The 23,897-nt window shown below is 71.1% G+C and carries 21 protein-coding genes, 1 tRNA gene and 1 pseudogene; 13 read left to right on the forward strand and 10 right to left on the reverse strand.

Annotation, left to right across the window (positions count from 1 at the left end; all coding sequences use genetic code 11):
* Positions 1-1,051: ATP-dependent RecD-like DNA helicase (locus J7E86_RS23220; protein ID WP_215083795.1), on the forward strand; the 1,051-nt coding region annotated here is incomplete at its 5' end.
* 43 nt (positions 1,052-1,094) lie between these two features.
* Here the strand turns inward: J7E86_RS23220 and J7E86_RS23225 are convergent.
* Complete coding sequence (locus tag J7E86_RS23225; protein WP_215083797.1) at positions 1,095-1,826, reverse strand: hypothetical protein; 732 nt, start codon at positions 1,824-1,826, stop codon at positions 1,095-1,097.
* A 47-nt stretch (positions 1,827-1,873) separates the two neighbouring features.
* On the opposite strand from J7E86_RS23225, the gene J7E86_RS23230 reads away from it, so the two are divergent.
* On the forward strand, positions 1,874-2,062 hold the full coding sequence (locus J7E86_RS23230) for a DUF5703 family protein (RefSeq protein ID WP_215083799.1): 189 nt from the start codon (positions 1,874-1,876) through the stop codon (positions 2,060-2,062).
* A 20-nt stretch (positions 2,063-2,082) separates the two neighbouring features.
* Here J7E86_RS23230 and J7E86_RS23235 read toward each other — a convergent pair whose 3' ends face one another.
* The 3 genes from J7E86_RS23235 to J7E86_RS23245 all read right to left on the reverse strand — a co-directional run bounded on the left by J7E86_RS23235 (position 2,083) and on the right by J7E86_RS23245 (position 4,778).
* Positions 2,083-2,928: a chaplin gene (locus J7E86_RS23235; RefSeq protein WP_215083801.1), complete on the reverse strand. Its 846-nt coding sequence runs from the start codon at positions 2,926-2,928 to the stop codon at positions 2,083-2,085.
* Between the two features lie 144 nt (positions 2,929-3,072).
* A complete protein-coding gene (locus tag J7E86_RS23240) occupies positions 3,073-3,306 on the reverse strand; it encodes a chaplin (protein WP_215083803.1) in 234 nt (77 codons plus the stop codon).
* A 131-nt stretch (positions 3,307-3,437) separates the two neighbouring features.
* Positions 3,438-4,778 carry a M20/M25/M40 family metallo-hydrolase gene (locus J7E86_RS23245; protein WP_215083805.1) on the reverse strand — a complete coding sequence of 447 codons (1,341 nt, stop codon included), beginning with the start codon at positions 4,776-4,778 and terminating at the stop codon, positions 3,438-3,440.
* A 226-nt stretch (positions 4,779-5,004) separates the two neighbouring features.
* Between J7E86_RS23245 and J7E86_RS23250 the strand changes: the two genes are divergently transcribed.
* Together J7E86_RS23250 and J7E86_RS23255 are read left to right on the forward strand one after the other, a co-directional pair.
* Positions 5,005-5,089: transfer RNA gene (locus tag J7E86_RS23250), tRNA-Leu, on the forward strand.
* A 63-nt stretch (positions 5,090-5,152) separates the two neighbouring features.
* The gene (locus tag J7E86_RS23255; RefSeq protein WP_215083807.1) at positions 5,153-6,607 is read left to right on the forward strand and encodes an MFS transporter; all 1,455 of its coding nucleotides are present in this window, start codon (positions 5,153-5,155) and stop codon (positions 6,605-6,607) included.
* 63 nt (positions 6,608-6,670) lie between these two features.
* Here the strand turns inward: J7E86_RS23255 and J7E86_RS23260 are convergent, their stop codons facing one another.
* Positions 6,671-7,951, reverse strand: a complete 1,281-nt coding sequence (locus tag J7E86_RS23260; protein WP_215083809.1) for a phosphatidylserine decarboxylase family protein — start codon at positions 7,949-7,951, stop codon at positions 6,671-6,673.
* Between the two features lie 139 nt (positions 7,952-8,090).
* Here J7E86_RS23260 and J7E86_RS23265 point away from each other — a divergent pair, with 139 nt between their 5' ends.
* Entirely contained in the window at positions 8,091-8,501 is a 411-nt protein-coding gene (locus tag J7E86_RS23265) for a (2Fe-2S) ferredoxin domain-containing protein (RefSeq protein ID WP_215083811.1), read from the forward strand.
* 31 nt (positions 8,502-8,532) lie between these two features.
* Here the strand turns inward: J7E86_RS23265 and J7E86_RS23270 are convergent, their stop codons facing one another.
* Positions 8,533-10,074, reverse strand: coding sequence for an APC family permease (locus J7E86_RS23270; RefSeq protein ID WP_215083813.1), 1,542 nt, complete (start codon positions 10,072-10,074; stop codon positions 8,533-8,535).
* Between the two features lie 62 nt (positions 10,075-10,136).
* Positions 10,137-11,090, reverse strand: a complete 954-nt coding sequence (locus tag J7E86_RS23275; RefSeq protein ID WP_215083815.1) for a hypothetical protein — start codon at positions 11,088-11,090, stop codon at positions 10,137-10,139.
* Between the two features lie 388 nt (positions 11,091-11,478).
* On the opposite strand from J7E86_RS23275, the gene J7E86_RS23280 reads away from it, so the two are divergent.
* Together J7E86_RS23280 and J7E86_RS23285 are read left to right on the forward strand one after the other, a co-directional pair.
* Entirely contained in the window at positions 11,479-12,408 is a 930-nt protein-coding gene (locus tag J7E86_RS23280; RefSeq protein WP_251019559.1) for a DMT family transporter, read from the forward strand.
* 25 nt (positions 12,409-12,433) lie between these two features.
* The gene (locus J7E86_RS23285; protein ID WP_215083817.1) at positions 12,434-12,973 is read left to right on the forward strand and encodes an NUDIX domain-containing protein; all 540 of its coding nucleotides are present in this window, start codon (positions 12,434-12,436) and stop codon (positions 12,971-12,973) included.
* A 217-nt stretch (positions 12,974-13,190) separates the two neighbouring features.
* Here J7E86_RS23285 and J7E86_RS23290 read toward each other — a convergent pair whose 3' ends face one another.
* Entirely contained in the window at positions 13,191-14,117 is a 927-nt protein-coding gene (locus J7E86_RS23290) for an NADP-dependent oxidoreductase (protein ID WP_215083819.1), read from the reverse strand.
* 32 nt (positions 14,118-14,149) lie between these two features.
* Positions 14,150-15,658: an MFS transporter gene (locus tag J7E86_RS23295; RefSeq protein WP_215083821.1), complete on the reverse strand. Its 1,509-nt coding sequence runs from the start codon at positions 15,656-15,658 to the stop codon at positions 14,150-14,152.
* 168 nt (positions 15,659-15,826) lie between these two features.
* Between J7E86_RS23295 and J7E86_RS23300 the strand changes: the two genes are divergently transcribed.
* From J7E86_RS23300 to J7E86_RS23320, 5 genes and pseudogenes are all read left to right on the forward strand, one after another.
* Positions 15,827-16,267 (forward strand): MarR family winged helix-turn-helix transcriptional regulator, encoded by a 441-nt coding sequence (locus tag J7E86_RS23300; protein WP_215083823.1) that lies wholly within the window; start codon positions 15,827-15,829, stop codon positions 16,265-16,267.
* Between the two features lie 88 nt (positions 16,268-16,355).
* Positions 16,356-17,297, forward strand: a complete 942-nt coding sequence (locus J7E86_RS23305) for an MBL fold metallo-hydrolase (RefSeq protein WP_215083825.1) — start codon at positions 16,356-16,358, stop codon at positions 17,295-17,297.
* 119 nt (positions 17,298-17,416) lie between these two features.
* Positions 17,417-18,448, forward strand: a complete 1,032-nt coding sequence (locus J7E86_RS23310; RefSeq protein ID WP_215083827.1) for a phosphotransferase family protein — start codon at positions 17,417-17,419, stop codon at positions 18,446-18,448.
* Positions 18,449-18,452: 4 nt separating this feature from the next.
* Positions 18,453-19,667, forward strand: coding sequence for an acyl-CoA dehydrogenase family protein (locus tag J7E86_RS23315; protein ID WP_215083829.1), 1,215 nt, complete (start codon positions 18,453-18,455; stop codon positions 19,665-19,667).
* A gap of 621 nt (positions 19,668-20,288) precedes the next feature.
* Positions 20,289-21,667: pseudogene (locus J7E86_RS23320) on the forward strand (IS1182 family transposase).
* A gap of 188 nt (positions 21,668-21,855) precedes the next feature.
* Here J7E86_RS23320 and J7E86_RS23325 read toward each other — a convergent pair.
* On the reverse strand, positions 21,856-22,590 hold the full coding sequence (locus J7E86_RS23325) for a dienelactone hydrolase family protein (RefSeq protein ID WP_215083831.1): 735 nt from the start codon (positions 22,588-22,590) through the stop codon (positions 21,856-21,858).
* A gap of 715 nt (positions 22,591-23,305) precedes the next feature.
* On the opposite strand from J7E86_RS23325, the gene J7E86_RS23330 reads away from it, so the two are divergent.
* Entirely contained in the window at positions 23,306-23,584 is a 279-nt protein-coding gene (locus J7E86_RS23330; RefSeq protein ID WP_215083834.1) for a chaplin family protein, read from the forward strand.
* The last annotated feature ends 313 nt before the right edge of the window (positions 23,585-23,897 follow it).

A 23,897-nucleotide genomic window follows, 5' to 3' on the forward strand; every position in this document is an offset into this window, starting at 1 on the left:
CGCCGAGCCCGTCGCCCTCGTCGCGGCCGCGGCCTCCCTCGGGCTGCGGGCCTGCGTCGCCGTGCACGGTGAGGACTGCAGGCGGCGGGCGGGCGCCGAGGCCGTGACCGTCGCCGCGCTGCTGTCCGGGCAGCAGGGGCCGGGCCGGGACACGGACGGTGCCCTCGCGCTCGACGTCCTCGCCGTGCTCGACGCGCCGCAACTGGACGTCGAGACGGCGGCGATGCTGGTGGAGTCGCTGGCGGACGGCACCCGGCTGGTGCTCGGCGGCGACCCGGCGGTGCTCTGGTCGGCGGGGCCCGGCCGCGTCTTCGCGGACGTCGTGGCCGCCCGGACCTGCCCCGTGGTCGTCTCGCGCACCCCGGACACCGGGCCGATCGGCGAGCTGGTGTCGGGCATCGGCGTCGGCGAGCTGGGCGAGGCCGCCGCGCCCGGCAAGGAGGTCGTGATCGTCCCCGTCCGCGAGCCGGCCGAGGCCGTGCACCGCACGGTGCAGCTGGTCGCGGACTCCATTCCCCGCGCGATCGGCGTGCCGGCCGAGCAGACGCAGGTCATCACCCCGGGCCACGGCGGCCCCGCCGGCACCCGGGCGCTCAACGCGGCGCTCAAGGAGCGGCTGAATCCGGGCCCGGGCCGGTTCGGCGGCTTCGATCCGGGCGACCGGGTGGCGTACGTACCGGCTCCGGGCCGGATGGTCCCGGGCACCGTCATCGGCGCGGACGCGGAAGGGCTGCGCCTGGACTGCGCGGGTACGCCCGTCGTCGTGCCGAAGGAGCACGTGGGCGAAGCGGTGCGGCACGGCTGGGCCGTCACCGCGCACCAGGCGGCCGGTACGCGCTGGCCGGCGGCCGTGGTGGTGCTGCCGGGCGACGCGGCCCGGACGCTGACGAGGTCGTGGATCTACACGGCGTTCGGCAGGGCCGAGCGGCACCTGTCGGTCGTGCACGGCGTCGACCAGGCGCTGCCGCGCGCCGTCGCGGAGGTCCCCGCAAAGGAGCGGAGCACCCGGCTCCGGTCCCTGCTGCGGGCGCAGGGCCGCCCCGGGGAGTGAGCACGCGGCCGCGCCGGGACGGACCCGGCGCGGCCCGCGGGGATCAGCGCCGGGACGGCACGCCCGCGCCCGGGCCGTCGTCCCCGGGGCCGTCCTCGTCGAGGAGCCCGTCCTCGCCGTCGTCACCGTCGTCGAGGTCCAGCTCCTCGTCGAAGACGGCGCTGACGTCGAAGCGGCAGATCACCCGCTGCGGATCGGCCTGGTCGAACGGCGCGGCCAGCCACTCCCCCGGCTCCGCCGGGTCGTCGGCCGCGGCCACCCAGAGCGTGGAGTCCCCCTCCTCCAGGCCGAACTCCTTGTGCCGGGAGGCGATCTCGTCCGGTTCGTACTCACCGAAGAGCACCCCGAGCGCGGCGTGCACGCTGCTGCCGACGATGCTCGCCGCGCCGGCCGGCGCCCCCGTGCCCGGCGGCGTGTCGATGTCGGGATCGAGGTCGGCGACGCGCTGCGCCTGGGCGAGGAGCCGCTGCGGCTCGACGACCGCGTAGTCCCGGCGGATCAGCACGCTCAGCGCGCTGGGTTCCTCCGGCCCCGCGTAGGCGGGCAGGGTGTCGTCGCCGGGGATCTCGAAGGGGGTGACCTCGTCGTAGACGTCGTACAGCAGCTCGTCGTACGCCTCGGCTGTCGCGGCCAGGTCGTTGAACGCGGCGTAGACGGCCGGGTCGTCCTCCCCGGACCGGCGTTCGACGGCGTCGAGGTGGCGGTCCAGCGCGGCTTTGACCGCCTCGGCGGCGGCGCGTACCTCGGCAGCGGTTGGCTGCGCAGCATCAGACATAGTGCAGACGCTATCCGCACCGGGCCCGTTCCCGCACAATAGATGCGATGCCGGAATACGAATTCTGTGATGTGTATGTGCCGAGGGGGGTCTCCCGAGGTGCCGCCACACGCTTGCTGACCGACCATGCCGAGTACGGACACTGGGAGTTGGACCGACTGCGTCTCCATCCCGACGGCAGCCGCAGAGTTCGGCTGCGCCGTCGGATCATTCGCCAGGTGCGTGCCACGTGGTGAACACGTACGGAGCGATCCGGTCAGTTCTGCGCGGCGCGCGCGCGGCGGTAGATGACCGCACCGCCCAGCAGCAGACCGGCGCTGGCGGCGCCGGCCATGCCGAGCTGACCCGCGCCGGTGTGCGCGAGCTCGACGGCCTTCTCCGCCGGGGCGGCGAGCGGCGCGTCACGGTGCTCGGCCTTGACCTCCGCGGCCGGCATGTGGCCGCCCTTGGGGGTGTGTGCCGGGCTCACGGCGGTCGGCTTGTGGCCTGCCGGGTGCTCGGCGTGGTGACCGGCGGGCGGGGTGTGGTCCGCCGGCTTATGGTGACCGGTGGGCGGCTTGTGGCCGTGGTCCTCACCGGGAGGGTTGTGACCCGTGGGGGGCTTGTGGTGTCCCGGCTTGCCGGGCTTGTCGTGCCCACCGTGGTGGTCGCCGTGGCCGTGGTCACTGCCGTTGACGCAGTGGTTACCGGTGGCGGGGTTGCCCACGCCGACCACGTTCACGCTGTTGCCGCACGCGTTGACCGGCACGCTCACCGGTGCCTGCACGGTGTTGCCGGCGACCACGCCGGGCGAGTTGTGGCTGGAGCCGTACGCGCCCGAGCCGCCGGTGTGGCCATGCCCGCCGTGCCCGTGACCGCTCGATCCGTTGACGCAGCGATTGCCCGAGGCGGGGTTGAGCGCCCCGACCACGTTCACGGTGTTGCCACAGGCGTTCACCGGGATGCTGACGGGGACCTGGACGGTGTTGCCGGACGCCACGCCCGGGGAGTTGGACGCCACGCCGTAGGCGCCCGAGTCGGCGAACGCGTAGGCGCCGGTCATGGCGATCACGCCACTCGCGGCCGCCACCGTGATCAGGCTCTTCTTGCCGACCTGTCGCATGGAAGTTCTGCCTCTCTACCTTCTGCACATCGGAATAACGCCCGGACAGATGGGCCCGCGCGTCGAAAGCCCGGCGGCCCCGGAGGCTCGCGCATCGCGCGCTCCGGAGCCGCCCTTCATACCCTTACGGGCAGAGGCACAACGTCAGCTGTTGACGCACGTATTGCCGAAGGTGGGGTTCAGCAGCCCGACGATGTTGATCGTGTTGCCGCAGGCGTTCACGGGGACCGACACGGGAACCTGGACGACATTGCCGGAGACAACGCCCGGCGAGTTCACCGCGGCACCCTGGGCACCCGAGCTCGCCACGGCCAGACCCGCACCGGCGATGACGACACCACCGGAGACGGCCGCAGCAGCGACAACCTTCTTGAGCATGTGATTCCTCCTCGTTGGCAAACGGTCCCAGCCGCGGACCGCACACCTGTAACGACGAGGAGGTAATCGGGCTACGCCAACCCTCGTTCCATTCACTCTTTCCGGTTAAGAGGAAACGAACTTCCGAGGTTTCAGCACTGGTCGAGGAATCGATCGAGCACCCGTGCGCCGAACTTCAGACCATCTACGGGCACACGTTCGTCAACACCGTGGAACATTCCGGCGAAGTCCAGCTCCTGCGGAAGCTTCAGCGGCGCGAAGCCGAAGCACCGGATCCCGAGGTCGTCGAAGGACTTGGCGTCGGTGCCGCCGGAGAGCATGTACGGCACGGCGCGCGCGATCGGGTCCTCGGCCCTGAGCGCCGACTGCATCGCGTCGACCAGGCCGCCGTCGAAGCTGGTCTCCAGCGCCTTGTCCGCGTGCACGTCCTCCCGCCTGACCCGCGGCCCGAGGATCCGGTCGAGGTCGGCGAGGAACTCCTCCTCGTACCCCGGCAGGAACCGGCCGTCGACGTGCGCCGTGGCCTGCCCGGGGATCACGTTGACCTTGTAGCCCGCGCCGAGCATGGTCGGTGCGGCGGTGTTGCGCAGGGTCGTGCCGATCATCTTGGCGATGCCGCCGAGCTTGGCGAGGGTCGTCTCCATGTCCTCGGGGTCGAGCGGGGTGCCGAGCGCGTCGGAGAGCTCGTCGAGGAAGGACCGTACGGTCTTGGTCATCCGGACCGGGAACTCGTGCCGCCCCAGCCGGCCGACCGCCTCGCACAGCTCCGTGATCGCGTTGTCCTTGTTGGTCATCGAGCCGTGCCCGGCGGTGCCGTCCACGGTGAGCCGCATCCAGTGCATGCCCTTCTGGGCGGTCTCGATCAGATAGAGCCGCAGGTTCTCGTTGACCGTGAAGGAGAAGCCGCCGACCTCGCCGATCGCCTCGGTGACGCCCTCGAAGAGGCCGGGGTGCTTGTCGACCAGGTGCCGGGCGCCGTAGACGCCGCCGGCCTCCTCGTCGGCGAGGAAGGCCAGCACGACGTCGCGCGGGGGCTTGCGGCCGGTGCGCATCCGGTCCCGGACGACCGCGAGGGTCATCGCGTCCATGTCCTTCATATCCACGGCGCCGCGCCCCCACAGGCACCCGTCCGCGATCTCCCCGGCGAAGGGGTGGTGGGTCCAGTCGTCGGCGTTGGCGGGCACGACGTCGGTGTGGCCGTGGATGAGCAGGGCGGGCCGGGAGGGGTCCTCGCCCTCGATCCTCGCCACCGTCGAGGCGCGGCCCTTGTGGGACTCGAAGATCTTCGGCTCCAGGCCGACCTCGGCGAGCTTCTCGGCCACGTACTCGGCGGCGGCGCGCTCCCCCGGTCCGGAGTGGTCGCCGTAGTTGCTGGTGTCGATCCGGATCAGATCACGGCAGAGGTCGACCACTTCCTCCTCCGCCCCGGTGCTCCTGCCCGTCGCGTTGCCGGCGGACTTCGACTCGCTCACGCTGCCTCCTCCTGGTTCGCTGCCGTGCGCCGCCCGGGTCGCGGGCGGCCCCGCGGCGTGGGTCCTCAGCCATCCTCCCTCTCCGATCTTCGGAGCCCAAGGCCGCAATGCGCCCGTCACACGCCCGTCACGGGGGCGGCGGTCCGGCCGCGTGATCGAGCACCGCCAGATCTTTGGTATTGTTTTCCACGTCGGAAGGGGCACGGCCCCGAAAGACAGACACCTTGTCCGGGTGGCGGAATGGCAGACGCGCTAGCTTGAGGTGCTAGTGCCCTTTATCGGGCGTGGGGGTTCAAGTCCCCCCTCGGACACAACGAAAAACCCCAGCGAAGCTGGGGTTTTTCTGTGTGCTCGCTCCCAGAGATCCACGAGGCATGAACGTTTCCCCCACCCCCACCGCCCGTATCGCCGATGACCGGCCCGGCACCGCGACGGGCCGCCCGGTCCGCGTGGGCGTGCTGATCACGGCACTGCTCACGGCCTGTATCGCCTTCCAGCTCAACGCCAGCATGCTCAGCCCCGCGCTGAAGAGCATCGAGGACAGCCTCGGCGCGAGCTCCGCCGAGATCGGGCTCACCCAGACGGCGTTCTTCACGTCCGCGGCCCTGTTCTCGCTCTTCCTGCCCCGGCTCGGCGATGTCGTCGGCCGCCGCAAGGTGCTGGCCGGAATGCTGGCCCTGATGGCCGTCGGCTGCGTCGTCGCGGCGCTGGCGACGAGCGTGCCCATGCTGTTCGTCGGGCGCGTCATCCAGGGCGCGTCCGGCCCGGTCGTCCCGCTGTGTCTGATCATGCTGCGGATCGAGGTCACCGAGCCCAAGCGGTACGGCACCCTGCTGGGCGTGATCACGGCGGTCAATGGCGGCATCGCCGGTGTCGACTCCCTGGCCGGCGGCTTCCTCGCCGACCACCACGGCTTCCAGTCCGTCTTCTGGGCCATGGCCGGCGTGGCGGTCGTCGCGACCGCCCTCGTCGCCGTGCTGACCCCGGAGTCCAAGGTCGCCGCCGCGAACCGGATGGACTGGCCGGGGGTCGCCCTCCTGGTCGTCTCGGTCGGGTCGCTGCTCATCGCGCTCAACGAGGCCGGCAAGCTCGGCGCCGCGAACTGGCTCCTGGTCGGCGGTCTCACCGCCGTCGCCGCCGTCGCCTTCGCCCTGTTCTGGCGGACGGAGAACCGCACCGGCCACCCGCTGGTCGCCACCCGGCACCTGCGCCGGCGCTCCACGTGGGCGACGCTGCTGACCACCGTGCTGACCATGACGGGTGTGTTCGCCGTCATGAACGGGCTGATCCCGGCCTTCGCGCAGGATGCCCAGGCGGGTCTGGGCATGACCGCCGAGGAATCGGCGTGGTGGACCCTGACGCCGTACGCGCTCGCCGGACTCGCCATGGGCCCGGCCGCCGGCCGGCTCGCCGCGACCTTCGGGTACGGGCGCGTGCTGCGGTGCGGGCTCGTCGGGGCGGCGGCCTCCGTCGTCCTGATGATCCTGACCATGCCCTCGCACTCCCGCGTGATGCTGCTGGTGGCCTCGGTCCTGGTGGGCATCACGTACGCAGGCGTGGCGAACATCGTCCTCAACGGGCTCGGCATCGTCCTGTCCCCCGACGAGAACCCGGGCTTCCTGCCCGGCCTCAACGCGGGCGCGTTCAACCTCGGTGCCGGTCTCAGCTTCGCGCTGCTCTACGCGGTCAGGACGGCGGCGCTGCCGGGCGACCCGGCCTCGTCCACCGGCTACACCTCCGGAATGATCGCCGGAGTGGTGATCCTCGGCGCCGCCCTGGCGACGTCGTTCCTGATCCCGAAGCCGGTGGCGGCCGAGGCGCACGCCTGACGGCCCCCGCTCTCCGTACGAAGAACCCCCGGCCGACCGGCCGGGGGTTCTTCGTCGGGCGCGTCAGCCGGTGGGGGCCTTCGCCCGCGCGATCCGTCCGTTCACGAAGATCGGTGCGCCGTCGTCGGCGTGGTCGATGGTGTTGTTCGGCACGGTGAAGTGATCGATGGCGCCCTTCTCGAACACCAGGCACATGCTGGAGCCGCCGTAGCTGAAGTAGCCGAGCTCGTCGCCGCGGGTGACCTTGTCGCCTGCCTTCAGCGTGGGCGTGAACCGCACCGAGGAGATCTCGGTGATGCCGACCGGGACGACGCAGACCATGCCGATCCTGGGGGCGGTGCTCTCGATGAAGACCAGGCCCCGGGTGTTGACCGATGCCTGGTAGCCCTGCGAGAGGGTGCCGGCGGTGTCGTCCTCCTTGTCCATCTGCAGCTCGCTGAACATCAGGCCGGGGACGCGCTCGATGTGCTTGATCACGCCGTCGACCGGTGCGTGCCAGCGGTGGTAGTTCGCGCCGGAGAGGAACGACTGGAAGACCGTGCCTCCGACGAACCGCTCCACGTACTCGCTGCCGTTGAGCATCTTCTGGAGCGAGTACGGCTGCCCCTTCATCATGATGTCGTCGTCCTTCTTGACGCCTTCCAGCCACCTGACGACGGAGCCGTCGTTCGGCGAGATGACGGCCAGTTCGTCCTGCCGGGCGCCGTTGGGGCGGAACTCCGGCTTGATCCGCCGGTGGAAGAAGTCGTTGTACGACGTGAAGCCGCCGTAGAGGGCGTCGGGGTCCGGGATGACGAACTCGTAGAGCTTGTTCTGCTCGTAGGCGGCCTGGCACAGCCAGCCGGTCTCGTCCTCGGTCAGGACGTGGCGGCTCTCGGGGCTGTCCAGGTAGGCGCACCACTCCGTGAGGATGTTCAGGAGGGCGGCGTTGAACTCCTGGTTGCGGAACGCGTCCACGCCCGCGTCCGTGTTCATCATGTGGACGAACAAGGTCGACATCGGGAAGAAGACCCGCTCGGCGGGGTCCAGCCGGTACTCCGGCGCGGTGGTGGTGATCCTGTCGAGACACTTCAGCAGCTCGGGGATGTCCTTGACCCGGCCCTTCCCGGCGGCCTGCTTGATCATTTCGGCCACCAGGTCGTGCACCGTCTTGTTGTCGTTCAGCAGCTTCTCCAGCGCCGCCACGGACGGGACGTGGTCGTCCGTCCGCGCCTTGGCCTTGGCCACGAAGTCGGCGTGCCACTGCTCGGCGGCCCGACGGTTCCGGGGCAGGTAGCCCGCTATCCGCCCGAACGACGTCTGGTAGCGCGCTTCGATCGCCTTCGACGTGCTCTTGCCGCCCATGGTTCGCCCCTCCGGTCGTCGCCTCGCGCCAACTGCCTTGCGCGCGCGGAGTGATGACCGTACTGCGGGCGATCAGCGGGACGCATCACCGCAATTCGGCCATGGCCGGGCCCGGTGCCGCCTGCGTATCATCGGGCTGATGATCACCCCTCGTGGCCGCCGTGCCGTGCCCTCCCCCGCCTCCGCCCCTTGCCGGATAACGGTCTGCCGGGGGTGCTGCTGCGGTGATCCGCGGAAGGTGCCCGGTGTGGACCACGCCGGGCAGATCCCTCGGTTGCGCGCGGCGGTGGACGGCGCCGCGCAGGTCCGCGCGTCGGAGTGTCTGGACGTGTGCGACCAGGCCAATGTGATCGTGGTGCAGCCGTCCGCCGCCGGCCGGGCCGCGGGGGGCCGGCCGGTGTGGCTGGGACTGGTCAACGACGACGACGCGCTGGCGGACATCGCCGCGTGGGTACGGGCCGGCGGGCCGGGGCTGGCGGAGCCGCCGGGGGTGCTGGACCTGTACGCGTTCACGGCGTCGCGACGGGTGGGCAAGGCCCTGGAGGGCTGAGGGAGCGCGGCCCCGCGGACGGGGCCGCTCCTCAGCTCGCCGCGCGGGGGCGGGGGATGTTGGCCGCGGCCGCCTTCTCCAGCTGGAACGCCTCGTTGCCCAGGCCGATGTTGGCGTGCACTTCGGGGCGCAGGTACTTCAGTACGAGCCCGTAGGCGAGGCCGGCGACGACCGCCAGGCCGATGAGGCCGGGCAGGATCCAGCGCAGGGCGGAGCCGGGGTCGGCGCCGAGCAGCACGTCGAAGTCCCGGACGGCGTAGACGGCGATGACCACGAGGGCGACGCCGGCGAGACCGGAGGCGACGAGCCGGGGCGCTTGGACGCGGGCGGCGCCGCGCCGTACGAAGAAGGCGATGACGGCGGCCGAGGCGGCGGCCATCAGCACGATGACGCCCAGGGCACCGACGTTGCCGCTCCAGGTGAACAGGCGCTGGATGGGGGCCGTCGGATCGCCCTTGGGCTTGTTGTCGGTGATCGCGAAGAGCAGGACGGCCAGGAGCGAGACGACGCTCTGCAGCAGGGAGCCGTAGGCGGGGGCGCCGCTGGCCTTGGCGGTGCGGCCGACGGCGGCGGGCAGGAGCCCTTCGCGGCCCATGGCGAAGGCGTAGCGGGCGACGACGTTGTGGAAGCTGAGCATGGCGGCGAACATGCCGGTCACGTAGAAGACGTGCATGACGTCGGCGAAGGCGCCGCCGAGCCGGTTCTCGGTGAGGGCGAAGAGGAGGTTGGGGCCCTGTTCCTGGGAGAGGCCGATGATGTCGCCGGGCCCGGCGGCCACGCTGAGGGCCCAGGAGCTGACGGCGAAGAAGAGGGCGACGAAGCCGACGGCGATGAAGGTGACGCGGGCGACGACGACCTGGGGGCGGCTGGTCTCCTCGGCGTAGACGGCGGCCTGTTCGAAGCCGACGAAGGCGGCGATGGTGAAGCAGAGGGCGGTGCCGAGGCCGCCGCCACTGAGGGTCTCGGGGTTGAAGGAGTGGAAGGAGACGCCTTCCGGGCCGGGGCTGCCGACGCCGGCGACGTCGAAGACGACGACCATGACGCACTCGATGAGCAGCAGGACTCCGAGGACCTTGGCGCTGAGGTCTATCTTCAGCCAGCCGAGGACGCCGACGACCAGGACGGCGGCGAGGGCGGGCAGCCACCAGGCGACGGAGAGGTGGAGGTGTTTGTCGAGCAGGCCCGCGAGTTCGAAGCCGAAGATGCCGTAGATGGCGAACTGCATGGCGCTGTAGGCGACGAGGGCGACGACGGAGGCGGCGGCGCCCGCGGTGCCTCCGAGGCCGCGGGCGATGTAGGCGTAGAAGGCGCCGGCGTTGTGGACGTGGCGGCTCATCTCGGCGTAACCGCAGCTGAAGAGGGTCAGCACCACGCCGAGGATGACGAAGAGCAGGGGCTGGCCGACGATGGCCATCGTGCCGTACGTGGTGGGCATGACGCCTGCCGTCACCATCAGCGGTGCGCTGGCGGCGACGACGGAGAGCAGCAGTCCGGCCACCCCTATCCGGTCGGCGCGGAGGCGTCTTTCCTGGCCCTTGAAGGTGCTGATCTCGCTCGTCGTGCCCGTCGGCATGGCGGGTCGTCCTTCCCATGGGGTGAGCGGGGGGCGTGGTGCGGAGGAGGTGCGGGCGGGCCTCAGGCCGCGCCGAGGGCGGCGCGGCGGGCGGCCTGGAACGCCTTCCTGGGGTCCTGGTCGGGGTAGGACCAGGGGGCGTGGGTGGCGTGCGGTCCGATGCGGGTGAGGAGGGCGGCCGCTTCGGCGACGCGTCCCTCGTGGAGCTTGGCGTGGGCGAGGTAGTTGAGGTCGACCTTGCGGCGGGGGTGGGCCGTGCCGTCGTCGACGTCCCATTCGAGCCACCAGTCGAAGGCGGCCTTCATCACCTGGCGGGCGCGGCGGGTGGCCCAGTGGCCGGAGCGCGCGGGGTCGGGGGGTTCGACTCCGGCGCGGGCGAGGACGCGGTAGCGCTCGGCGTGGGCGACGACGGGCAGGACCGCCAGGGGCGAGTCGGCGGGTGCCTGCTCGGCGGCCCAGGCGGCGAAGTCGTAGACCTCGTGCAGGGGGTCATCGCGGTCGCCCTTCTGGTGTTCGGCCAGGCAGGCGGCCATCAGGTGGTGGGCGTGGTGGTGGTCCCGGTGGCGGGCGCGGACCTGGTCGAAGGCGCGTACGCGCTCGTCGTCGGTGCCGGTGCGGTGGGCGAGGATGAGGACGCCGAGCCAGGGCGAGGGGTCGGCGGGCGCCATCCGGGCGGCGGCCAGGCAGGCCGCGCGGGCCACGTCGGGGATCTCCTTGCCGCTGACGGCCCGGCAGACGGTGGCGCACGCGAGGAGCGCGGCGGCGTCGGGGCTGTCGGGCTCGGCGAGCTGCCATTCACGGGCCCAGGCGGCGCTGGTGGGGCCGTCGGCGAGGACGACCAGGCGGTGGCCGCGGCGGTCCCAGTCGTCGCCGGTCTCGGCGAGGAGGTTGCGGGCGTCGGCCCAGCGGCCGCGGGCCAGGGCATCACGGACGGTGGCCAGTTCGGTGTCGTCCAGGGCGGGGTCGAAGGCAGATCCGTCCTTGTTCCGCGGTCGGCCCAAGGGTGGGGGCGTCATTTGCGGGCTTCCTCCACGGCGTACGTCCCCTCCGGGCGCCGGGTCGAGGCGTCCGCAAACCATCCACTTCAGTCACGCACAGCAAAGCGGTAGTCACGGCTCCGAGTCAAGACCGATCATGGAACTGACGGTTCATCAACTCACGGTCTGTCAGATCTGGTTGCGAGGGGGCTCGGGGCGGGCCGGTGCGCGCGTCGCGGCGCGCGCGTCACGCCCGTCATTCGCACGCTTGCTTGGCGCACTCTAGTTCGACATCGCCGGAGAGGGCGCGTCCGCCTCCCGTACCGGCTTTCCCGGCCGTTCCCGGCGCATCGCCCGTTGGAGGGGATGGACGGCCGAAAGGGGGGTACTCGGCCGTCACTCCGCCACCGTGGCGGCTATCGTCTTTATGTCAAGTCCCCTACGGCCGGTCGGCCTTGAGGTGCGCGACGTGATGGTCTTCGCCTTCGCCATGGGTGCGGCGTGCTGCCTGGGCATCGGCTTCGTGCTCCAGCAGAGCGCTGCCCAGCGGGCCCCGATGAGCGACTTCCTCTCCCTGCGGCTGCTGCTCGACCTCGCCCGGATGCCGCGCTGGCTGGCCGGTATCGGGCTGATGATCGCGGGCATGGTGCTCGGCGCGGTCGCGCTCGGGTACGGCGAGGTGTCGCTGGTGGAACCGCTGATGGCGACGAACCTGCTGTTCGCGATGGCCCTCTCCCGCTGGCTGACCCGGCAGCCGCTGGGCCGGACGGGCTGGTGCGGGCTGTGGCTGCTGGCGGGCGGCGTGACGGCCTTCGTCGTCGCGGGCCGCCCACGCGGCGGCGACTCCGTGACCGACCCGCTGCGGCACTGGCTGATCCTGGGCCTGATGATCGGCGCGGCCCTGTGCCTGACGGCGGTCGCCAAACGGCTGCGGATGAGCGCGGAGGCGGCGCTGCTCGCGGTGGCGGGCGGACTGCTCTACGGCGTGCAGGACGCCCTCACCCGCGTCAGCGGCGAGCGGCTCGGCCAGGACGGCTGGACGGGGCTCGTCACCAGCTGGCAGCCGTACGGGGTGCTCGTACTCGGCGTCACGGCGCTGGTGCTGGTGCAGAGCGCCTTCGAGACGGCACCGCTGCGGATGTCGCTGCCCGCGCTGACCGCGGCGCAGCCGCTGGCGGGGATCGCCTGTGGGGTGGGCTTCCTCGGCGACCGGCTGCGGATGACGACCGGGGCACTGGCCTGGGAGGCGGCGGGGCTGGCGGCGATCGTGGTCGGCATCGTGCTCATCGGCCGCCATCCGGCGATGCCGTCCGGGCCGGCGGAGGCGGCGCGCGTCCGCGACCTCCAGCCGCATTGACGGCGGCTGCCCGCACCCTGCTTGGATGGGCGGCATGACCGAGCGAGGAACGCCGCCCGCGGACGAGGTACTGGACATCGTGGACGAGCGGGACCGGGTGGTGGGCCGGGCGCGGCGCGGCGAGGTGTACGGGCGGGGGCTGCGCCACCGGTGCGTCTTCGTCCTGGCGCGGGATCCGGAGGGCCGGATCTTCGTCCACCGGCGCACGGCGGACAAGCTCGTGTTCCCCTCGCGCTACGACATGTTCGTGGGCGGCGTGGTCGGTGCGGGCGAGTCCTACGACGAGGCGGCCCTGCGGGAGGCGGAGGAGGAGCTCGGCGTCCACGGGCTGCCGGCGCCGACGCCGCTCTTCCGCTTCCTCTACGAGGGGGACGGGCAGTCGTGGTGGTCGGCGGTGTACGGGGTCGTCTGCGACGTGGCGGTGTCGCCTCAGGTGTCGGAGGTGGCCTGGTACGGGTTTCTCTCCGAGGGGGAGCTGCTGGGGCTGCTCGGGGAGTGGGAGTGGGTGCCGGACGGGTTCGAGGCGTTCCGGTTGCTGCGGGAGCGGGGTGGGTGGCGGGGTTGAGGGTTGTCCTCAAGCGCCGGACGGGCTGATGCGGCGCCCCCGACCGATGGCCGTACCCGGCGCCGTGCGCACTGGCTCGCTGCGGCCGACCGAATCGGACGGCCCCGACGGCGCGGCGCCGGTGCCCTCAATCGCCGGGCGGGCTTGATTTGCGCGCCCGTGCGGCCAAACGCCGGGCGGGCTGATTTCTCAGCCCGCCCGGCGTTCGACGGACTCGTCAGTCCATCGTCACCACGATCTTGCCCCGCGTGTGTCCCTCCGCGTTCGCGCGCTGCGCGTCCGCCGTCTTTTCCAGGGGGAAGGTGCGGGCCACCTCCACCGTCAGCGCGCCGCTCTCCGCCAGCTCGGTGAGGGCTGCCAGGTCCGCCGCGTCGGGGCGGACGAAGACGTAGCGGCCGCCGAGGCCGAGGACGGCCGGGTCGGCGACGGAGGCGAGGCGGCCGCCGTCGGCCAGCAGGGCCGGGGAGACCGTGAGGGCCTCCCCGCCGACCAGGTCGAGCACGGCGTCGACGCCGCCGGGGACCAGGGCCCGTACGCGGTCGGCGAGCCCGTCCCCGTAGACGACCGGCTCGGCGCCGAGGCCGCGCAGGTAGTCGTGATTGCGCTCACTGGCGGTGCCGATGACCCGCGCGCCCAGGTGCTTGGCGATCTGGACGGCCATCGAGCCGACGCCGCCGGCCGCGGCGTGGACCAGGACGGTGTCGCCCTGGCTCACCCGCAGGGCCTTGATCAGCGACTGGTAGGCGGTCAGGCCCGCCAGCGGCAGTCCCGCGGCCTGCTCGAAGGTGAGGTTGCGCGGCTTGCGGGCGAGGGTCCGCGCGGGGGCCGCGACGTACTCGGCGAAGGTGCCGCGGGAGAGGAAGTCCTCACGGACGTAGCCGATGACCTCGTCGCCGACCGCGAACTCCTGGGCGTCCGCCCCGGGCCGGACCACCACGCCGGAGACGTCCCAGCCGGGGACGACCGGGAACACGGCGTCCAGGAAGCCGTCGAGGTAGCCGGCCTGGGCCTTCCAGTCGACGGGGTTGACCGCCGCGGCCCTGACCTTGATCAGGACGGAGTCGGGGCCGACCTTGGGGTCGGGGCGCTCGCCGTACTCCAGGACCTCGGGGCCGCCGTAGCTCCGGTAGCTGATGGCCTTCATGGTGGTGCTCCTTGTGGGGGTGGGCCGAGAGGTCAGGCGTTGGCGGGTGCGGTCCCAGCGTCCGCCGTGGTGGCGTGGTCCGCCACTTCGGCGGCGCGCGGGCCGAAGACCTTGCGCAGTCCCAGCGAGGCGACGAACGCGACCAGCAGGAACGCCGTGCCCGCGATGACGAACGTCAGCGTGAACTGGCTCTCGGCCGGCAGCTTGGGCGCGCCCGGCGGCAGGTGCTCGATGCTCTTGGAGGCCAGCACCGTGGTGATCATGGCGCTGCCGATGGCGCTGCCGGTCGAGCGGGAGATGGAGTTGATGCCGTTGGCGATGCCGGTCTGGTGGTGCGGCACGCTGGAGACGATCACGGCGGGCATGGCGGCGTAGCCGAAGCTGATGGCCGCGCCGACGAACATGCCGGCGGCGATGACGGAGAAGGCGTGCTCGTGGTCGAGCGCGATCCACACGAAGCCGGCGGTGCCGATGAGCGAGGCGAGCAGCAGGACCAGGCGCGGGCCCTTGTGCCGGACGAGTTGGCCGCCGATGGGCGCGGCGAGCAGGGAGACGATGGTGCTGGGCAGCAGGAACTCGACGGAGGCGCGCAGCACGCTGGCGTCGAAGCCGTAGCCCGTGATCTTCGACGGCATCTGTACGAGGTAGGAGACGCCGATGAAGAGGGCGAAGGACCCGAAGCCGACGAGCAGGCCGGCGACGTTGGAGAAGAGCACCGGGCGGTGGGCGAACATCTTCATGTCGACGAGCGGCTCGCTGACCTTGCGCTCGATCAGCGTCCAGACCGCGGCCATGACGACGGCGCCGGCGAAGCAGCCGATCGTACGGGCGGAGGACCAGCCCCACTCGTGGCCCTGGGTGATGGGCAGCAGGAGCAGGACGAGCGTGGCGGCGAGGCTGAGGGCGCCGAGGACGTCGGTGCGGCCGCCGGTGGTCTGCTTGGTGGCGGGGACCAGCGTGGCGACGGCTATGAGGGCGAGCGCGGCGAGGCCGGTGGCCAGCCAGAAGGCGCTGCGGTAGTCGGGGTTGTCACCGGAGGTGAGCAGGCCGGTGGCGACGAGCGCGAGGCCGCTGCCGAAGGCGAGGGTGCCGCTGACCATGGCCATGGCGCCGGGCAGCTTGGCGGGGCGCACCTCCTCGCGCAGGACGGAGAGCGCGAGCGGGAAGATCGCGGTGGCGGCGCCCTGGAGGATGCGGCCGACGATCAGCCACAGCAGGGAGTGGGTCACGGCGGCGAGGACGGAGCCCGCGACCATCACGACCAGCACGCCGACGAGGGTCTTCTTCTTGCCGTGCTGGTCGCCGAAGCGGCCGAGCAGCGGGGTGAAGACGGCGGCGGAGAGCAGGGTGGCGGTGGTGACCCAGCTCACGTTGGCGGAGGTGGTCTCCAGGTCGTTCTGGATGAGGCCGAGGATCGGCACGACCAGGGTCTGCATCATCGAGACGACCATGGCGGCGAGGCTCAGGGCGAAGACGATGACCGTCTCGTTGCCCTGCTTGCCTTCGGACCGGCCCTGGAGGGTGGCGGCTGGGGAACTCATGGGTGGCGGGGTCCTTCGAGTTGCTTCATGACCGAAGTGATTCATGACTAAGTGATTCATCACGTTGATGCTTGATGAGGTCAAGCAACTCGACATAGGTTAGGTCGAAATACTTCAGGTAGTCAAGTTAATGTTTTAAGGCTTCAAGCTCTTGAGTACACTTCAACCATGACCGCCACCCCCGCGCACACCCCGACCAAGGCTCAGCTCCTGGAGCTGGTGGCGGCGCTCGGCACCGCCCAGTGGCAGGACTTCGCGGCCGCCGCCGCCCGCCACGGCCTCACCTCCGTGCAGGCCAAGCTGCTCGCCCAGCTCAAGGGCCCGGTCCCCATGCGCGGCCTCGCCACGCTGCTCGTGTGCGACGCCTCCAACGTCACCGGCATCGTGGACCGCCTCGAAGCGCGCGGCCTGGTCCGCCGCGAGGCCGACCCGGCCGACCGCCGCGTGAAGAACGTGGTCGCCACCGACGAGGGCCGCGAGACCATCCGCCGCGTACGGGCCGAGATGCAGGCCACCCACACCGCGCTCGACACGCTGGACGAGGACGAGCGCGCCACGCTCTACCGGCTGCTGGAGCGGCTGCGCCCCGGCATGGAGCACCGCGCCTGACACCGCTGCGGCCCCTCCGCCGCGCGCCCGTATTCTGACGGGCAGTCCGATCCGCGCACCCCGCGTGGACGGCGAGGGGAGGCCATCGATGTCCACCACGACCAGCACCACGCCCGCCGGCGCGGAGGAGACGGAGCCGTACACCGTCGCCCTCGCCCCCGGCGTGCGAGCGTTCGTGCAGCCCGACGGCGGCTGGTGCCTGAACAACGCGGGCATCGTCACCGGCGGCGGCCGGACGGCGCTGATCGACACCGCCGCGACCGAACGGCGGGCGCGGCTGCTGCGCGAGGCCGCCGTGCGCGACGGCGCGCCCCTGCCCACCGCGATCGTCAACACCCATCACCACGGTGACCACACCTACGGCAACTGCGTCTTCCCCGAGGCCACGATCATCGGGCACGCCGACTGCCGCGAGCAGACCCTCGCGGTGGGCTTCCAGCTGCACGGCATCTGGCCGTGCGTCGACTACGGCGACGTCACGATCACCCCGCCGCAGGTCACCTACACCGACGCGCTGACCCTGCACCTCGGAGACACCGAGATGCGGCTGATCCACCCGGGCCCGGCGCACACCGTCGGCGACACCATCGCCTGGCTGCCCGAGCAGGGCGTCGTCTTCACCGGCGACCTCGTCTTCAACGGCGGCACGCCCTTCCTCATGATGGGCTCGCTCAGCGGGTCGCTGCGCTCCCTGGAGATCCTGCGCGGGCTCGACGCCGAGACGGTGGTGCCCGGCCACGGCCCGGTCACCGGCCCCGGGGTCTACGACGTCCTGGAGCGCTACTTCCGCTGGCTCCAGGAGTACGCCCGCACCGAGCACGCGGCCGGCCGCACCCCGCTGGAGGCGGCGCGCGCCGCCGACCTCGGCGAGTTCGCGACGCTGCGCGAGAGCGAGCGGCTGGTCGCCAACCTCCACCGCGCCTACGCCGAGCTGGACGGCCTGCCCCTGGCGTCCCCGCTGGACCTGCCGGCCGTCCTCGGCGACATGCAGACGATGAACGGCGGCCGGCCCATGGCCTGTCACGCCTGAGCCAGGAGAGATCCCGCGGCAGTTGGTGGCCGTCGCCCTCTGGACGGCATACCGACTGGTCGGCATGATGATCTCGAATCTTCTGTCCGCGGGCTCAATTCCCCATGGAGGAGCACTCGATGAGCAAGGGCACCCCCAGCACGCCCCCAGGGATCGATCCGGAGCGGCTGCGCGCGTATCTGGAGCGCGAGGCGCCCGGGCTGGTGCGAGGGCCGCTCACCGCCGAGCTGATCGAAGGGGGCCGCTCCAACCTCACCTACTCCGTCACCGACGGCACCGGCCGCTGGGTGGTGCGCCGGCCGCCGCTCGGGCACGTCCTGGCCACCGCGCACGACATGCGGCGCGAGCACCGGGTGATCAGCGCGCTGCACCCGACGGCGGTGCCGGTGCCCCGGGCGCTGCTGCTGTGCGAGGACGACAGTGTCCTCGGCGCGCCCTTTTACGTCATGGAGTTCGTCGAGGGTACGCCCTACCGCACGGCCGGGCAGCTCGCGGCGATCGGCCCGGAGCGCACCCGCCGGGTCGTGCTGGGCCTCGCCGACACGCTCGTACAACTGCACGCCGTGGACCCCGCGGCGGCCGGGCTCGGGGACTTCGGGCGGCCCGAGGGCTTCCTGGAGCGGCAGTTGCGGCGGTGGGGCAAGCAGCTGGACGCCTCGCGCAATCGTGAGCTGCCCGGCATCGACGACCTGCACACGGCGCTCGGCAAGGCGCTGCCCGCCTCCCCCGCGGCCACCGTCGTGCACGGCGACTTCCGGCTCGACAACGCCCTCGTCGGCGCCGACGACACCGTCCGGGCGATCCTGGACTGGGAGATGTCCACGCTGGGCGATCCGCTGACCGACCTCGGCCTGCTGGTGATGTACAGCGAGCAGCGGCCGGTGCCCGGCTCCCCGATCACCACCACGCGCGACGCCCCCGGCCACCCCGAGCCGGCCGAGATCGTCGAGCGCTACGCCGCCGGTTCCGGGCGCGACGTCTCGGCACTGCCGTGGTACACCGCCTTCGCCTACTTCAAGCTCGCCGTGATCCTCGAAGGCATCCACTACCGCTACACCCTGGGGCAGACGGTCGGCGCGGGCTTCGACCGCATCGGAGCGCTGGTCCCCCTCTTCATCGACAACGGACTCACCACCCTGCAGGAGGGCTGAGCGGATGGACTTCGCATTCGACGCGCGGACGGAAGAGCTGCGCGGCAGGCTGCTGGCCTTCCTGGACGAGCACGTGTACCCGGCGGAGGCGGTCGCCGAGGAGCAGCGGGCCGCCCTGGCCTCTCCCTGGGACACCCCGCCGGTGATCGAGGAGCTCAAGGCGGAGGCCCGGCGGCGGGGGCTGTGGAACCTCTTCCTGCCCGACACCGAGTACGGTGCCGGGCTGACCAACCTGCAGTACGCGCCCCTCGCCGAACTCACCGGCCGCAGCCCGCAGCTGGCTCCCACGGCCCTGAACTGCGCGGCGCCGGACACCGGGAACATGGAGCTGCTCGCGCAGTTCGGCAGCGAGGAGCAGAAGAAGCGGTGGCTGGAGCCACTGCTCGCCGGGGAGATCCGGTCCGCCTTCGCGATGACCGAGCCGGAGGTCGCCTCCTCCGACGCCACGAACATCGAGACGCGGATCGAGCGCGACGGCGACGACTATGTCGTCACCGGCCGCAAGTGGTACATCTCCGGGGCCATGAACCCCGACTGCCGGATCTTCATCGTCATGGGCAAGACCGACCCGGACGGCGCGGACCCCCGCCGCCAGCAGTCGATGGTCCTGGTCCCCCGCGACACCCCGGGCCTGGAGGTCCGGCGCGCCATGCGGGTCTACGGCTTCGAGGACCACTCCCACGGCGGCCACGCCGAGGTCGTGTTCGACGGTGTCCGGGTCCCGGCCGCGAACCTGGTCGGTGAGGAGGGCGGCGGCTTCGCCATCGCCCAGGCCCGCCTCGGCCCCGGCCGGATCCACCACTGCATGCGGCTGATCGGGATGGCCGAGCGGGCGATCGAGCTGATGTGCCGCCGGGCGGTGGCCCGTACGGCGTTCGGCAAGCCGCTCGCCCAGCAGGGCGTCGTCCAGCAGTGGATCGCGGACTCCCGGGTCGCGGTGGAACAACTGCGGCTGCTGGTGCTCAAGACGGCCTGGCTGATGGACACCGTGGGCAACCGGGGCGCGCACACGGAGATCCAGGCGATCAAGATCGCGACGCCGCGCACGGTCGTCGACATCATCGACAAGGCCGTGCAGTTGCACGGGGCGGCCGGGGTGAGCCAGGATTCCCCGCTGGCGGAGCTGTGGGCCGCGGCGCGGACGCTGCGGTTGGCGGACGGGCCGGACGAGGTGCATCAGCGGTCTCTGGCGCGGCGGGAGTTGAAGACCTACCGCTAGGAGCGTGTCTCAGTAACGGCACGTCCTCCTAGCGGTCAGCTGTCGTCGGCGACGCAGACGGCGTACACGGTGTGCTCAACGTTCTCCGTCGAGGCCCCCGCCTGATCCACACCTTCCACCCAGTCCCGTCGGCGGAGGGGTAGCTCTCCTGCACAATGTCGAATTTGTCAAGGTGGGCGTTATACCAGCCGCCGCCAGTGACGATGTACCCGGCAGGTGCTTTGGCCTCGACGGTCCCGGTGCCCGTGGCAGTGACGATTTGGTGCTTCAAGCCGGAGGCGTTCTTGCCGCCGAGCATGGCGTGGCCTGTGTCGCGAGCCTGCGCGGCGGCCTTGCCTGCGCTGTCGAGGATTCCCATGAGTTTCCGTCAGTAGTAAGTGTTGTCGTCGCGGCCCACTCTTGGAACGGGCCGAGGTGGTTGGAGCCGATCCTAAGACGTGGCAAAGAAGGCGAAGCGATTCTTCATGCGCGACCCGCGCGTTGCCACGTCGCCCCAGACCCACCAGCTGCGCCGCCATGGCGGCCGGTGCCGCGATCGTTAACGGCACCCCGTAACGGGCGACCCGCTAGGCCTCGTGATCTTTCGTGCGGGAGGATCCCGGAGTGCGTGGTGGGGATGGACTGTTCGAGGTCGAGCCGGTCGGAGTGAAGCGGCGGCAGGGTCGTGGGGTGGCGGTGGACAAGACGTTCCGGGCGTTCGACCCGCACCAGGTCCTGCTGCTGCCTCCGTCGCTGGATGGCTGGCTCCCCGAGGGCCACTTGGCCCGGTTCGTCGCGGACCTGGTCGATGAGGTCCTCGACCTCTCCCCGATCCTGGCCGACTACACCGAGAGCGCGGCTATCCGCCGTACGACCCCAGGCTGATGGTGCGTCTGCTGATCTACGGCTACACCACCGGGGTGCGCTCCTCGCGGGCGATCCAGCGCAAGTGCGTCGACGACGTCGCGTTCCGGTTCCTGGCCGCCGACCAGGCCCCGGACTTCCGCTCAATATCGCGATTCCGCCGCCGCCACCTCGACGCGCTCGCCGGCCTGTTCACCCAGTCCCTGCACCTCGCCATGAAGCTCGGCATGGTCAAGGTGGGCCGCGTCGCCCTGGACGGCACCAAGCTGGAAGCGAACGCCTCCAAGCACAAGGCGATGAGCTACGGCCGCCTGATCGACAAGGAAGAGCAGGTCGAGGCCGAGATTGCCCAGTTGGAGGCGAAGGCCGCCGCGCTGCTGGCCGACGCCGAGGCCATCGACAACGCCGAGGACGCCACCTTCGGAGTGGACGGCAAGGACGCAGACCTGCCCGCCGAACTGGACCGGCGCGAGAAGCGCCTCCCCCGGCTGCAGGCCGCCCGCGCCCAGATCGAGGCCGAAGCCGCCACCAAAGCCCGCCCGAAGCCGAAGGCCCAGGCCAACTTCACCGACCCCGACTCGCGGATCATGAAGAACAGCGACGGCGCCTACATCCAGGCATACAACGCCCAAGCCGTCGTCGACGAAGAACACCAGGTCGTCACTGCTGCCGACGTGACCACCTGCGCTTCCGACTCACCGAGCTACACCGCCATGCTCGACCAGTCCCACCAGAACACCGGAATCCCCCCCGACCGGGCACTCGTCGACGCCGGCTACTGCTCCGACACCAACCTCGAAGCCGCGCAGGAGCGCCGACTGGCCCGCGGAACCGACACGTTCATGGCCACCGGCCGCCTCGGCCACGACGAGCAGGTCCCGCCAGCACCCCGCGGACGCATCCCCAAGAACGCCACGCTCAAGGAACGCATGGCCCGCAAGCTGCGGACCAAGCCCGGCAAGGCCGCCTACAGCCGGCGCAAGGCCGTCGTCGAACCCGTCTTCGGTCAGGTCATGACCTGTCAGAACGGCCGACAGCTCCTCCTGCGCGGTGAGGACGGCGCCCGAGGAGAGTGGCGCCTGCTGGCCGCCTGCCACAACTTCCGCAAGGCCTTCCGACACGTCGGCACCGCCGGGCTCGCCACGGCGACCGCCTGACCGGCCCCGGCCACCGGCCCTTAGCCTGCTTCCCGGACCGGCAGGACCCGTCGTCCCGCCCAGCAGACGCCGGCCGGGCGACCGCAACCGACCCCGGCCACCGCCGTCACCCAGCCAATTGCCGGTTACCGAGACACACTCCTAGGACTCCGGACCCATGTACTGGGTTTGGCTTCCGAGCCGGAGCCTCAGCTGTTGGCCAGGGTGCGGTCGAGGAGGGGGAGCAGGCGGTCCCAGTGGCGCTGCAGCGCGGCGGGGTTGAAGGCGTCGGTGTCGGACATGGTGAAGCCGTGGACGGTGCCGGGGTAGATCTCGGAGGTGTAGCCGACCCCCGCGGCGTCCAGGGCCTGGTTGAGCTCACCGAGGGCCTCGGGCGTCATGTCGCCTTCGGCGTGGCCGAGGTGGACCTGGGCGGTGAGTTTGGAGAAGAGGTCGGGTCCGTCGACGCCCACGGGGCCGTGGAATGCGGCGAGGGCGGCCACTTGGCCGGGGCGGGCCGCGGCGGTGCGCGTCGCCAGGAGGCCGCCTATGCAGTAGCCGGTCACCGCGACCGGTCCGGCGCTGACCTCGGGCTGGGCGGCGAGGAAGCTGAGGTAGGCGTCGGCGTCGCTCAGGACACGTTCGGCGGTGTGCGCCTCGATCAAAGGCATCAGCTGGGCGAAGACCGCAGGCCGGACATCTTCTCCGATGTGCTCGGGAAGTTCGATCACCGGTGCCGGGCCGTGCCGGTAGAAGAGGTTGGGGACGAGCACGTAGTACCCGTGCCTGGCCAGTTCGCGGGCCATCTCCCGCAGCACGGACCGAATGCCGAAGCCGTCGGCGTACATCAGCACGCCCGGGTGCCGCTCGCCGTTGTCGGGGAAGGCGGCGAAAGCGTCGGCCTGGCCGTCCGCAGTGGGAATGTGCAGCATCTTGATGGGCATGAGTTCTCCTGTCGTGGTTGACGTGTCGAGCTGTGATCAACACGACAGGAGGCGGAGCCCGCGCAGCAGCGCCAGATCCTTGACCCAACAACGGGCCAACACCGGCCCGTACGGCGCTCAGAGGAGCGCCGGGTCACCAATCCGTGTGTGGCGCAATGCCGTCCCGGTAGTCATCGCCGCACAACGTAGCCCACCGGACAGGATCGATGCCAGCCCCTCAAGTCCACAGTGCTGTTCGCGGATCTCGGTCAGCACCTCTGATCCTGAACCCGGTCGACGCCGTGCCCGTGACAGTGATACCGATCTTGCTTCTACACAGTCCTCACCACACTTCGAAGGCCCCGTTCGAATTCTGAGCTGGGCAACCGCTCGCCAGGGATCGAAAACAGGCACTTAGAGGTCTTTTTCATCGATGAAATCCGTTTGATCCCAACTCGCCCCAGTGCCCAGAGGCGAGTTCTGGGGTGCTGGCACACCAACGTGATTAGTGAGACTCGCCGGGAGCCCGTATCGCCAGCCTCATCCCCGGAAGCCTGTCTCACTCCAAGGAGTGCCCCTATCGGCGAATGCTCCCGCCCTGTCGCGCACGAACCCGAAACGTGAGAGGCATAAGTGCAGCTCTGAGGCGTGCGAAGCGATGTAAACCAGATGAAACGACCTCTTAAGCCTGCTACGACTCCGTGTCCGGGCATCAGTGAGGATCGTTGCTCCGATCATGAACCGGACGTACACCACAAGCTGCCTCGCGCTCCTCACCGTCGGCCTGGCAGCCGCCCCCGCCTCCGCGGGCGGCATCTTGCCGATCGCCTCCCCCGCATTCGGAAACTCCTGCGCCAACCACGGCACACCCCACGCCAGCGGAACAACCACCCACGGCCCCGGCGCCGCCAACGGCAACCTCGCCGGCCTGCCCGTCAGCAACCCGGCCAACCAATGCGGCGGCGCCGACGCGACCCCTACCCCTCTGGCCTTCCTCTACCTGATCCGGCCGTAGCGAAGGGGCCCGAGGAGCCGGTGACCATCTACCTGGCCGGACTCCATGTCGCCCACACCAGCGCCCCCTGCCGAGGGGGTAGTCGCGGCGGTCGCCGCACCGCCGGCTCACGTACTGAAGCTCCCGGGCCCGGTCGAGCGCGGCGCGCTGTGCGGGCGAGCACCCGCGCTGGGGCACGGCGGCGCTCTCCTCGTACAGCGGGGCGTAGCAGTTCCGTGGTAGAGCACTTGGCCGACCGGGTCGGAGCCGGGCTTGAGGCCCTGCCGGTTCGGGGTTCAGACACAGGCACTGACTGAGCATTTGGTTCTGTTTC

Origin of the sequence: Streptomyces sp. ISL-11 (assembly GCF_018614525.1) — a bacterium.
Taxonomy (GTDB): domain Bacteria; phylum Actinomycetota; class Actinomycetes; order Streptomycetales; family Streptomycetaceae; genus Streptomyces.